Raw genomic sequence first — 12,450 nt, 5'->3', positions numbered from 1 at the left:
AAAAACGACTAAATATGATACAAATATACCATAATTCACGTTGCGGAAAATCTAGAAATTGTCTTGCATTAATAGAAAAATCAGAAAAAGAGTTTGAAGTAATCAATTATCTGACAAGTCCGCCTACTTTTGAACAATTGTCTGCAATTATAAAGAAACTAAATATAACACCGATAGCATTGGTTCGTCAAAAAGAAAAAATTTGGATTGAAAATTTCAAAGGAACAACGATGAATGAGGAACAAATCATTCAAGCTATGCTATCAAATCCAATTCTGATAGAAAGACCCCTGGTTATCATGGGAAATAAAGCAATAATAGGAAGAGATTTAGAAAAAGTAGAGGCCTTTATTTCCTAAAATTCTTATTTTTTTAATTAACATTTTTTTATGATTTGTACTATTAAACCATCTCTTACTTTTACAATCTAACGACTGTAACCAAAGTTTTTTTAAAATGAAAAAAATGAAATCTGTTTTAATTGTAGTGCTTTTCTTTACTACACTATTTAGTTTTGCCCAACAAGCTCCCACCCAAAAAATTAAAATTTCCGGTAAAGTAATAGAAAAAATCAGCAAACAACCCTTAGAATATGCTACTATAACATTCCTGAATCCTAACAATCCAAAACCGGTTGCCGGAGGAATAACAAATCCAAAAGGAGAATTTGATATAGAAGTTATTCCAGGTGTTTACGATATTAATATTGAATTTATTTCTTTCAAAGTAAATGAAATTAAGCAAAAAAACCTTCAGGTTAACACCAGTTTAGGATTGATTAGTTTAGAGGAGGATGCAAATCAATTAAATGAGGTTATTATTCGATCTGAAAAAACTACTGTCGAAATCAAATTAGATAAAAAAGTATACAACGTGGGTAATGACCTGATGGTAAAAGGTGGAACTGTAAGTGATGTGTTAGACAACATTCCTTCTGTAGCGGTAGATATTGAAGGAAATATAAGTCTTCGTGGAAACGATAATGTTCGCGTTCTTATTGATGGCAGACCCTCAAATGCCATAAATATCGCGGAAGCCTTGCGATTGATTCCTGCGGATGCCATTGAAAAAGTAGAAGTGATCACTAACCCATCAGCACGATACGATGCGGAAGGTGGTGGTGGATTATTAAATATCATTTTGAAAAAAGGAAAAAACCGCGGTTTAAACGGAACATTTATTGGCTCGGCAGGTTATCCTGAAAATAATGGTTTGAGTGGTACATTAAATTATAAATCTGACAACTTTAATCTTTTCACTACTCAAGGATACAACAAGCGGAACAGTCCAGGAAACGCTCTTACAAATACCAATTATTTAAATGCGGACAACACTATCAACAATATTGTAAATGAAACCCGAGAAAATGACCGATTTAGTAAAGGGTACAATGGAAATTTTGGAATAGAATTGTATTTAAACGAGACCACCGCATGGACCAATACATTCAATTACCGAAAAAATAACGGAGATAATCGGGATAATGTTTTTCAGAATTATTTTGAAGCAGACAATACTTTTGATTACACTCGCAACCGAATCAATTTAGAAAACAGTGATAGTGAAAATGTAGAATTTGCAACTAATTTTACTAAAAAATTCAAAAAAGAAGGACATAAATTAACCCTTGACGGTTCCTTTTCAACTAGTAAAGACCTCGAAATAGCAGTAATTACGGATAGAGCTACCAATACCGCTAAGGTAAAATTTGACAACACCCTCAACAACCAAAGTCAAAGTCGAAATTTACTACAGATGGATTATGTGTTGCCTATTGGCGAAGGAGGTCAGTTTGAGGCTGGATATCGTGGTGATTTTTCAGAATTACTCACGGATTATCAAGTTGAAAATGACGGCCTAATCAATAAAAACTTCACCAATACATTAGAATATAAGGAGAAAGTGAATGCTGTTTACACCCAATATGGAATGAAAATAAATAAATTTTCTGTCTTAGTAGGATTGCGTTTTGAGGATTCTAATATTAATATCAATCAATTGGCAACTAATGATTTTAATACTAAAAAATACAATAACTTTTTCCCAAGCGCCTTCTTTACTTATGAAATTTCAGACAAAAGCAGCGCTTCGGTAAGCTACAGCCGAAGAATACAAAGACCAAGAGGACGAATGTTGAATCCATTCAGCAACTTGTCTAGTAATATCAATATTTTTGTGGGAAATCCAGATTTAGATCCTGCTTTTTCAGATGCTATTGATTTTGGTTATATCAAAAGATGGGATAAACTTACCTTTAATACATCCCTATATGTAAATAAAACAACAGATGTTTTTCAATTTGCAAGAAGAGAATCCGGAGATTTCGTTAACGGCATACCAATAACAATCAGTTCACCAATTAATTTAGCTACAGAATATAGAGCAGGTTTTGAATTCACGTTAAATTATTCTCCGTACAAATGGTGGAAATTAAACGGGAATTTCAATTTCTTCAGAAACGAAACACAAGGAGATTTTGTTTATACTGATTTCAACAACAAAATAATTACACAAAATTTTGACAATATCGCAACATCATGGTTCACCAGAATCACCTCAAAAGTTTCGTTGCCGTACAAAATTGACTGGCAAACGAATGCGACTTATAATGGTGCAGAAAAAAGTGCTCAAGGAAATCGTCTAGGTGTTTTTAGTGCAAACTTAGCATTCAGTAAAGATATCATGAAAGACAAAGGAACGCTTTCGTTTAATATCAGCGATGTATTCAATTCCAGAAAAAGAATGATGGAAACAAACCTTCCCGGATTTGCAAACTCCTACGGTGAGATGCAATGGAGAGTCAGACAGTTTAGTTTGTCATTCACATATCGTTTTAACAAACCAAAAAACGAAAAAGAAAAACAGCCTAAAAAATTGCAAAATGATAACGAAGGAGATTATCAAGGATAATAAAGTAAGGACTCATGAAAATGGGTCTTTTTTTTTATAAATCATCGGAGCTAATAAAATTGAAAAGTATAAGCATAAAAAAAGGACTCCTTTTCAGAAGTCCTTTTTTTATTTAACAAACAGATTATACTGATTGTTCTTTCTTTGCTTTTCTTTCTTTATACATTTCCCATAATGCGCCGCCAATCCAATATTGAACGAAACCTACAAGAAAAAACATTAACCAAAATCCTATAGTAAGGATGGTTAAGAAAAGTAAAAAGCCTAAATACTGTGAAAATTCAAACATGTTTTCCGGAATTTTTGAATGTAGCCACAAATGTAAGTTTAATTCCTTTTCGTACCAATAAAAAACCATAAAAACTATCAATCAATTTTTATAAAAAAGGAATTATCCGTATTTTTGAACTCAGAATTTGGAGCTATTTCCCGCTGTACGCTCCAATCTTTTCTTTTTGAAAATAAAAAGAAAAGGATTTCCGTTGCCATCGGGGCTAAAAACGTAATAAACAACATAATTATTTTTAAATAACAACAAAATGAAATTCAGAATAGAAAAAGACACCATGGGTGAAGTGCAGGTTCCCGCTGACAAATACTGGGGTGCACAAACAGAACGTTCCAGGAACAACTTCAAAATAGGCCCATCAGCTTCCATGCCAAAAGAAATCGTGGAAGGTTTTGCATATCTTAAAAAAGCAGCAGCGTATGCCAATTGTGATTTAGGAGTTTTACCAGTCGAAAAAAGAGATGCCATTGCTGCGGTTTGTGATGAAATTCTAGCCGGAAAACTAGATGATGAATTCCCATTGGTAATTTGGCAAACGGGTTCTGGTACACAAAGTAATATGAACGTGAACGAAGTAGTTGCCAATCGTGCTCAAGTTCTCAAAGGATTCAACATTGGCGAAGGCGAACAATTCATCAAAGCCAATGATGATGTGAATAAATCCCAATCTTCAAATGACACCTTCCCTACCGGAATGCACATTGCAGCCTACAAAGCAGTAGTTGAAGTTACTATTCCCGGAGTTGAAAAATTAAGAGACACGCTTCATGCCAAAGCAGTTGAATTTAATACAGTAGTCAAAATAGGTCGGACACATTTAATGGATGCTACGCCACTAACATTAGGTCAGGAAATTTCAGGATATGTAGCACAATTGAACTACGGTTTGAAAGCGGTTAAAAATACATTGGCACACTTATCCGAAGTGGCTTTAGGAGGAACAGCCGTAGGAACAGGATTGAATACTCCTGATGGATACGATGTAAAAGTTGCCGAATACATCGCTGAATTTACCGGACATCCATTTGTAACTGCCGAAAATAAATTTGAAGCACTTGCCGCGCACGATGCCATTGTAGAAACGCACGGTGCCTTAAAACAACTAGCCGTTTCATTGAATAAAATTGCCAATGACGTCCGTATGCTGGCTTCTGGACCACGTTCCGGAATTGGAGAAATCCTTATTCCTGAAAATGAGCCGGGATCTTCCATCATGCCAGGAAAAGTAAACCCAACACAATGTGAAGCATTGACAATGGTTTGCGCACAAGTGATGGGTAATGATGTTGCCATCTCTGTGGGAGGAATGCAAGGTCATTATGAATTAAATGTTTTCAAACCTTTGATGGCTGCAAATTTCTTGCAATCAGCCAGATTACTTGGTGATGCTTGTATGTCTTTTGACGAACATTGTGCACAAGGAATTGCACCTAACTACAAACGTATTCAAGAATTAGTTGACAACTCATTGATGTTAGTTACGGCTTTGAATACTAAAATTGGGTATTACAAATCAGCTGAAATTGCACAAACTGCACATAAAAACGGAACAACTCTCAAAGAAGAAGCTGTTCGTCTAGGCTACGTAACTCCAGAAGATTTTGATGCTTGGGTTAAACCCGAAGATATGGTGGGAAGCCTTAAATAATTAATTATCAATGTTGAATTTTTAATTATTAAGCTGTAAATTAGAAACCCTGCAATGTAACGTTGCAGGGTTTCTTTGTATGTATTTATATTCTAAATAGCAAAATTTAAAAATTAATCTTTGCTTACATGGCTTATCTGATTATTTTTTTTCATCATATAAGTCAATTAAGTTTCTTTATGCTTTGAGAAAGAATGTCTTATAGTTTTTATTTCTTATTAATTGTATCCATAACTTCTTTCATGATTCGAATGCTTTTCAATTTGTCTTCATGATCAAAAATTGGGCTTGTAATCATCAATTCATCAATTTGCGTATATTCGATAAATTGTTTCAATTCTGTTTCTAATTTCTTTTTGCTTCCTACAAACGAACAAGCAGTCATTTGATTCACATGAAAATGTTCTTCTTCACGCATAATCCCATCTAGCGAATCAACAGGCGGTTGTAATTGTTTTCTATCATTCCGAATCAAGTTCAAAAACATTTGAGTCAAACTGGTTGATAATTTTTCCGCTTCTTCATCCGTATCAGCAGCTATGGCGTTTACACAAGCCATAGTTTTGGGTGCTTCTAAAAATTGGGAAGGTTTGAAATTTTCTCGATAAAACTCAAATGCCTGATGCATTAGTTTTGGCGCAAAATGACCGGCAAAGGCATACGGCAAACCATTGGCAGCAGCCAAAGCAGCACTATCCATACTGGAACCTAAAATCCAAATGGGAACATTCGTTCCTTCGGCAGGAAAAGCACGCACTTTGGCTATAGCATTATCTTTAGAGAAAAATTCTTGCAGTGCGGCAACATTTTGAGGAAATCGCTGCGATTGCTCAAAGAAATCTTTCCGAATCGCTTGTGCGGTTAATCCATCTGTTCCCGGCGCTCTTCCTAATCCTAAATCAATCCTGTTGGGGAACAATATTTCTAAGGTTCCAAACTGTTCCGCTATAATTAACGGAGCATGATTGGGTAACATTATACCTCCAGAACCCACTCGGATATTCTGAGTCTGGCTGGCAATATAACCAATCAGAACAACCGTTGCTGTACTGGCTACATTAGCCATATTATGATGTTCGGCTAGCCAAAAACGGTCGTACTCTAAACTGTCAGCCAGTTGCGCCAGTGCTGTTGTTTTTTTAAATGTTTCGTTTGCATCGCTATCTTGAGTAATTAATGCTAACTCTAATATGGAAATTGGAATCTTTTTAGTCATTATAAATTTCTGATTTTATACAAAAATAATCATTTTCGGTCGAGCCAAAAATTGTCTGGTGTTAATTGATTTATAATATTATAAAACCAAAAAAAAACATGTCTAAAAACTTTTAATAAAAAAAACCGGCAACGTTGTATTCAGGGCTTTTGGATTCATAAGAAAAAAGATTTATTTTCCATCAACATAATTTTGTAAATAACTAAATCGTGGAGTCAGTTTTCCTTTTTCAGTTATTTTGGCTCTTTGCAAAATTCCATCTTTATCTCCATTGAAAAATGCAGGAATTACATGTTCCATGAACATTTCTCCAAATCCCTCACTGGCATCTTTAGGCAATTCACACGGCAAATTATCAACTGCCATAACCACAATTGCCGCAGGATGAAACACATCCACTTCTTTATCTTCATTTGGCACATACCCATAGAGAGGTTCAGCAATTGTTGATGATCTGAGGGTGCAGGCTATTGGCCCATTCACATCACAAGAAACATCTGCCACTACTTTGATCTTGCAATCATTGGATTGAAGCATTTCTCGGGTCAAAATCACCGGAGCCTCATTGGCATGAAAATGTCCTGTTATATAGATATCAGACACTTTTGTAAATCTTTCGAAATCAGAAACATATTCTTTTGGATTGTGATAAAAATCAGTAAAATCTAAAACCTGCCCGTCTTTTCGTTTGTTATATTCTAAGACATCTATTTGAGTATAAACAGGCTGCGAATAGTTTTTAGTTAAATAATTCTCCACCGAAACTTCCTTTATTTTTATAGCATCCAAAATTTCTTTGGCTCCGTTTCCCACTTTTCCTGTTCCTGTAATAACAAATTTTAAAGGCGGTAATACTAATCGTTTTAAATGAGCTATTAAGGCTTCTTTACCGGATAATGTTTCTGCTTTTGGCAATTTGAACAATTCGAATTTTATTCCAAAAGCACGAATACTGTTGTATGCCCCTACTATCCCTGCATAACGACCAAAACCAATTAACCTGCGATTGTTAGCATCTACAATTGTTTCATAATCGTACAAATCGATATTTTTTTCTAAAACAGCCTGCAATAATTTTTTGTTATAGGGCTGTTCTTTTATGGTATGCGAAAAAAAGAAATAGGTTTTGTTAGGAATCAAATTTTCTACCGGTACTTCTTTTACCCCAAACAAAACATCACAATCACTGATATCATCAGTCAATTCGATGCCTTGATTTTCATATTGAGAGTCGGTAAAAACTCTAATATCAGAGTATTCTACCTTTACCATACACTCTTGATACTGTTGTTTCAGCTTTGTTAATTCATTAGGTGAGAAAACAACTCTTCTGTCCGGCGGATTTTTCCGTTCTTTTAAAATTCCAAATTTCATACGTTTTGAATGCTTTTGATTTAGTTTAATATAACTTTATATCGTTTATTTGTTACAAATATAACAATTTAAACGAATTTGAATTTATTTTAAAATTAAAATCTGCAGGCAGTACACTCCTAGTCACTGAAGTACAAAATGATACAAAAATGAGTACCCTGTCTACTGATAAAATAGTGTTAAGGTTTAGAAAAAATAACAAACAAAAAGGCTTTGATTCTATATATTTGCCTTTCCAGCACCACAGAAATGAATTTTATAAAAAAAACAAAGATACTACATATATACCTCCTCTTTTTGATTTTGAGCTCCTGCGCCAAGGAGAAAAAGAAAGTTGAATTAAGTGATGCCCAACTTCCAAAGAGTACATTGCCTAAAATGAAGCCGTTAACAAACCTAGAGCCCAAACTTACCGCGGAATATGTCGATTCAAAAAGAAAAGAAATAGACTCTTTTTACAAAAAAAATTGGCCCAATAACAGCGCAAATGGAAGTTTTCTGGTTGCTAAAAACGGTCAAATTATTTATGAAAAATATGAAGGGTATGCAAATTTCAAAGACAAAACAGTCATTACTAAATCTACGCCGCTGCACATTGCATCTGTCAGCAAGGTTATTACGGCAACGGCTATTTTAAAATTAGTAAACGCAAAAAGAATCGAATTGGATCAAAAGGTAAATACAATTCTGAAGGAATTTCCGTATCCGGAAATTACGATAAAAACATTATTGAATCACAGAAGCGGCATGCGTAATTACGCCTATTTTACAGATCGAGACAAAACGATATGGGACCGACACAACATACTTTCCAATCAAGACATACTGACGATCATGGCTACAAAAGACATTGGTTTAGAATTCAAAACCGATACCCGTTTTAGTTACTGCAATACCAATTATGCCATGTTAGCACTAATAATTGAAAAAATCACAAAACTTCCCTATAAAGAGGCTATGAAACAAATTATTTTCAAGCCACTTAATATGAAAAATACGTATGTTTTTGATTATGAAAGAGATAAAGATACTGCCGTTACATCCTACAAAGGAAACAAAGTCGAGATAGGAAAAGATTACCTGGATGCCGTTTATGGAGATAAAAATATCTATTCTACACCACGTGATTTATTAAAGTTTGACAGAGCCAGAAATAGCGCTGCTTTTTTAACACCTGAACTACAAAGTCAGGTATATAAAGGCTACAGTAATGAACGCAAAGGAACAAAAAATTATGGTTTGGGGATTCGAATGGTCAATTGGGAAACGGGACAAAATTTTTATTTCCACAACGGCTGGTGGCATGGAAATACTTCAGCCTATATTACTTTGAGAAAAGAAGGAGTTACTATTATAGCACTTTCTAATAAATTTACACGAAAAACATATAATGTACGAAAATTAGCTGTTTTATTTGGCGACTATCCATTCAAATTAAGAGATGAATAAAAAAAAGAATGATTTTAGAATAGTGATACTAGATTTGCAATAGTAATCCCAATAAAAAGTGTAAATTTGCAAACTTAAAATTCAGGATTGGAATTTTAAACAAAAAGGGGTCGACTGGTTTTGACAGCAAGTCGAATTGATAAGTAAGCACGTCGAGCATTGAGACCTTGCTCGTAAATATAAGATCTTACCATTTTACACGGCGAAAATAACTACGCTTTAGCTGCATAATCCGAATTATAGTACGATTAAGCCACGTTCCTATCAGATAGGAAAGCTGGATTCTCCTTGAAAGCCTTGGTTTGTGGCGTTCAGTTTAGGAGAACCGTAAAAATAAACCTAGATTTCCATGAGCTTCGGGTGGATTTCAAAATTAAGAAGATAAGTATCGTGTGGCTGTTTCTGGCCTAGCACAGTATCGAAAACTCAATCAGAAAATAAACGCGTAGAAAGCTTTTTAGTTGCTTGTTTGGACCCGAGTTCGATTCTCGGCGACTCCACTGGATGGGATGATTGAAAAATCATCCCTTTTTTTATTGTATAAAAGCAAACCCTTTTCCTTCATTAACAGGTGATTACGAGATAATAAATCAATCATTGTAGGTGTTCGATAGATACCATCCTGATAGTATAAGTTGCTGTCGAACACCAGTTTTACAAATTCTCTCTTTTGGGTAATATTAGCTCGATTATATATTGATTTTAAATCAACAAGTAAATCCAAGTTTTTTTGTAAAATTGTAAATGCATGCTTATCTACTTGGCTTAGACGAGTAATAGAATTTTTGCAAGATGTGATTGCAGTACTACACTTAACGCTGAATTGTCGTATAGTCAACCTGAACTCCCCTCATTTTCATTATTTCCTCAACATCACGATAGCTTAACTTAAATCAAAGTTTGAAATATACAGCTTGAAGAATAATAGATTGTGGATAGCAGTGACCTTTGATATTCATGGATCGAATGATTTAAAAGCGCTAAAGATAAAAAATTATTTTAGATTAGACAGAACTAAATAGAGTTATGTAAAACATATTGCATGAATTTTCAATAAAAATATATGCAATTAAATAATATTTATTAACTTTGTAACATGAATAAATTACAAGAATTAAAAAAACATTTAAAACGAGGAAAAGTATACCGTAGGGCTGATTTGTCCAAATGGTCAAAATCCGTTGACCGCCATTTAGATGAGTTGGTGCAGGAAGGCACTTTGCAAAAACTGTCACAAGGCTTATACTATTATCCCGAAGTAACAGTCTTTGGAGAAACACCTCCAGAAGAAGAAGTATTGGTGCGCTCTTTTCTCAAAGACAAACGTTTTTTGGTAACTTCCTTAAATGCTTATAATTCTCTGGGAGTAGGAACCACTCAGTTATACAACAGCAAAACGGTTTACAACCACAAACGTCATGGAGATTTCAACCTCGGCGGTATGACATTTTCATTTAGGGTAAAACCTCATTTCCCATTAAAAGCCACCCCAGAATTTTTATTGGTAGACCTGTTAAACAATCTCGACCAATTAGCTGAAGACCCAAAAGAAGTAGTGTCAAAAGTGAGATTGAAAGCAAAAACAATGGATGCTAAAAAACTAAAAAAATCACTTCAGGAGTACGGCAGTGTTAAAGCAAAAAAATTGTTGGAACCTGTTATAACAGCACAATATGTCTGATTACTTACACAACCATAAAAACTTCCGTGATCTCCTGCGTATTGTAGGAGCAGAATTAAATATCGAACCTGGACTTATCGAAAAAGACTATTGGATTATGCATGTGTTGTTCGGGCTAAAACAGCAAGGGTTTCAATTCGAACTCAAAGGAGGTACTTCTCTATCCAAAGGATATGAAATTATACACCGTTTCTCCGAAGACATCGACCTCCATATCAAACCACCGGCTGAAATGGAAATAAATGAAAACCCAAACAACAATAAGCCCCGGAATATTCAAAAAAGAAAAAATTTTTATGATGGATTGGCAGATGAAATAAAAATAAACGGAATCATAGCAGTAAAAAGAGATGAAACATTTGACGACCTAAAGCAATACCGCAGTGGAGGCATACGATTACATTATGAGAGTATAATGGAAACAATTGAAGGAGTTAAAGAAGGAATTTTACTGGAAGTTGGATTTGACACGGTAACACCAAACAACCCTCTAACAATATCGTCTTGGGCATACGAAAAAGCAATACAGCAAAAAGTAGACATAATTGACAATCGGGCTGTAGATATTGCCTGCTATCACATTGGGTACACTTTTGTCGAAAAACTACAAACAATTGCAACCAAATTTAGGCAGGAGCAGGAAGATAAAATAGAAAGACAAAATTTGATGCGCCAGTACTACGATGTCTATAGTCTGTTACAAGATAATACAGTAAAATCATTCATAGGCACAAAAGAATATCAGAAACACAAAGAAGCTCGTTTTCCTCCCAAAGACTATGAAATACTCATTGCTGATAATGAAGCTTTTTTATTGAAGAATTTAGAACTTAGAGAGCGATTTATAAAACGCTATAAAAAAACGGCAAAATTGTATTACAAAGGTCAACCTAACTTTGACGAACTACTTGTTGAAATCGGTAAATGGGTTGATAAATTGTAGTTTTCTAAATTAAGCCATGCTCTTGAATAATTTTAAATCTAAATATTTCATTATATTTGCTATGGGTGGATTCTAAAATTTTCGAGTCAAAATTGAGGAGAAAAGCAAGACCCTAGGATAATAAAAGTTATTAAAACGTAACAATATCAACCGGTTAGAAATGGAATACAAATCCCTCTTTCTCCGCAAAAGAAAAACCTAATTTTTTTTCATATTTTTATATATACTTTTTTCTATTACTCTAATCTCTAAAGTGTTCGACTGTGAAAAAGAGTTCGACAGTCGAACTCTAACGGTTCTTTTAAACACAACTTTTTATCTTTAAAAAACTTAGAATTATTGAAAAACGTTAAAAACAGTTAGGTAAATATTTTAAACCTAAAAAATAATCATTGAATTAAAAAAAATCAAATCACTTAAAATCAAATGATTACATTACAATTTTAAGCTGTCAAAAAAAGTTAATATAGGAATTAGGTGTTCGATTGTAGTCCCATCGACTCCACTTTAAAAAAATCGTAATAAGCTATATTTTAAGTTTTTACGATTTTTTTATTTTGCTATTTCCCAACAAAATAAATTAAAATTTATTTACAATAGAATACAATCCTATTTTTTGTTTTTAGCTTGTAAATTCCATTCCTGATACATAGAAGCGTTTCACGGAAAACATTGTTATATGGCTTTGCATATCCCTCTTTTATCAAAATTTCGTTTAAAACTCTACCAATCATTTAGAATTAGATAGCCAAGTTTGCTTTATTGCAACCTAAATAGTTACAGATAGGATAATTCACTCCGCAATTAGGTTCGAACATAAGGGTGAATCGATGCATAAAAAAATGAAAAATAATTAGAAAAAAACATCTAATTTTGATCCCAGAAAATATCATTAAAAAAGTGGTACAGTTTCACCGGAATACTTATTAAGTGGTTCGTT

General features: G+C 33.9%; 9 protein-coding genes and 1 other RNA gene. 7 read left to right on the top strand and 3 right to left on the bottom strand.

The window, feature by feature from the left end; all coding sequences use genetic code 11:
* The first annotated feature begins 14 nt into the window (after positions 1-14).
* Together EKM05_RS11755 and EKM05_RS11750 are read left to right on the top strand one after the other, a co-directional pair.
* Positions 15-359 carry an arsenate reductase family protein gene (locus EKM05_RS11755; RefSeq protein WP_126555494.1) on the top strand — a complete coding sequence of 115 codons (345 nt, stop codon included), beginning with the start codon at positions 15-17 and terminating at the stop codon, positions 357-359.
* A gap of 97 nt (positions 360-456) precedes the next feature.
* The gene (locus EKM05_RS11750) at positions 457-2,910 is read left to right on the top strand and encodes an outer membrane beta-barrel family protein (RefSeq protein ID WP_126555492.1); all 2,454 of its coding nucleotides are present in this window, start codon (positions 457-459) and stop codon (positions 2,908-2,910) included.
* A 124-nt stretch (positions 2,911-3,034) separates the two neighbouring features.
* Here EKM05_RS11750 and EKM05_RS11745 read toward each other — a convergent pair whose 3' ends face one another.
* Positions 3,035-3,199 carry a hypothetical protein gene (locus tag EKM05_RS11745; protein ID WP_091170588.1) on the bottom strand — a complete coding sequence of 55 codons (165 nt, stop codon included), beginning with the start codon at positions 3,197-3,199 and terminating at the stop codon, positions 3,035-3,037.
* Positions 3,200-3,449: 250 nt separating this feature from the next.
* On the opposite strand from EKM05_RS11745, the gene fumC reads away from it, so the two are divergent.
* On the top strand, positions 3,450-4,847 hold the full coding sequence (fumC, locus tag EKM05_RS11740; protein ID WP_126463367.1) for a class II fumarate hydratase: 1,398 nt from the start codon (positions 3,450-3,452) through the stop codon (positions 4,845-4,847).
* Positions 4,848-5,055: 208 nt separating this feature from the next.
* On the opposite strand, the gene EKM05_RS11735 is transcribed toward fumC, so the two are convergent.
* Together EKM05_RS11735 and EKM05_RS11730 are read right to left on the bottom strand one after the other, a co-directional pair.
* Positions 5,056-6,063 (bottom strand): LLM class flavin-dependent oxidoreductase, encoded by a 1,008-nt coding sequence (locus EKM05_RS11735; RefSeq protein ID WP_126463369.1) that lies wholly within the window; start codon positions 6,061-6,063, stop codon positions 5,056-5,058.
* A 171-nt stretch (positions 6,064-6,234) separates the two neighbouring features.
* On the bottom strand, positions 6,235-7,437 hold the full coding sequence (locus EKM05_RS11730; protein WP_126555489.1) for an NAD(P)-dependent oxidoreductase: 1,203 nt from the start codon (positions 7,435-7,437) through the stop codon (positions 6,235-6,237).
* A gap of 249 nt (positions 7,438-7,686) precedes the next feature.
* On the opposite strand from EKM05_RS11730, the gene EKM05_RS11725 reads away from it, so the two are divergent.
* From EKM05_RS11725 to EKM05_RS11710, 4 genes are all read left to right on the top strand, one after another.
* Complete coding sequence (locus EKM05_RS11725) at positions 7,687-8,886, top strand: serine hydrolase (RefSeq protein WP_126555487.1); 1,200 nt, start codon at positions 7,687-7,689, stop codon at positions 8,884-8,886.
* 106 nt (positions 8,887-8,992) lie between these two features.
* Positions 8,993-9,389, top strand: a transfer-messenger RNA (tmRNA) gene (gene ssrA, locus EKM05_RS11720).
* Between the two features lie 593 nt (positions 9,390-9,982).
* Positions 9,983-10,567, top strand: a complete 585-nt coding sequence (locus tag EKM05_RS11715; RefSeq protein WP_126555485.1) for a DUF6088 family protein — start codon at positions 9,983-9,985, stop codon at positions 10,565-10,567.
* The gene (locus tag EKM05_RS11710) at positions 10,560-11,510 is read left to right on the top strand and encodes a nucleotidyl transferase AbiEii/AbiGii toxin family protein (protein WP_126555483.1); all 951 of its coding nucleotides are present in this window, start codon (positions 10,560-10,562) and stop codon (positions 11,508-11,510) included. Before EKM05_RS11715 ends, EKM05_RS11710 begins: the two co-directional genes overlap by 8 nt.
* Positions 11,511-12,450: the final 940 nt, after the last annotated feature.

This window comes from Flavobacterium sp. GSP27 (assembly GCF_003970395.1).
Lineage (GTDB): Bacteria > Bacteroidota > Bacteroidia > Flavobacteriales > Flavobacteriaceae > Flavobacterium.
Note: the sequence above shows the minus strand (reverse complement) of the source record. Positions and strands in the feature narration are given on the sequence as shown.

Bases quoted from the DNA above. Each gene is read 5' to 3' on its own strand.
- EKM05_RS11755 (WP_126555494.1), top strand. From the start codon at position 15: ATGATACAAATATACCATAATTCACGTTGCGGAAAATCTAGAAATTGT.
- EKM05_RS11750 (WP_126555492.1), top strand. From the start codon at position 457: ATGAAAAAAATGAAATCTGTTTTAATTGTAGTGCTTTTCTTTACTACA.
- EKM05_RS11745 (WP_091170588.1), bottom strand. From the start codon at position 3,199: ATGTTTGAATTTTCACAGTATTTAGGCTTTTTACTTTTCTTAACCATC.
- fumC (WP_126463367.1), top strand. From the start codon at position 3,450: ATGAAATTCAGAATAGAAAAAGACACCATGGGTGAAGTGCAGGTTCCC.
- EKM05_RS11735 (WP_126463369.1), bottom strand. From the start codon at position 6,063: ATGACTAAAAAGATTCCAATTTCCATATTAGAGTTAGCATTAATTACT.
- EKM05_RS11730 (WP_126555489.1), bottom strand. From the start codon at position 7,437: ATGAAATTTGGAATTTTAAAAGAACGGAAAAATCCGCCGGACAGAAGA.
- EKM05_RS11725 (WP_126555487.1), top strand. From the start codon at position 7,687: ATGAATTTTATAAAAAAAACAAAGATACTACATATATACCTCCTCTTT.
- EKM05_RS11715 (WP_126555485.1), top strand. From the start codon at position 9,983: ATGAATAAATTACAAGAATTAAAAAAACATTTAAAACGAGGAAAAGTA.
- EKM05_RS11710 (WP_126555483.1), top strand. From the start codon at position 10,560: ATGTCTGATTACTTACACAACCATAAAAACTTCCGTGATCTCCTGCGT.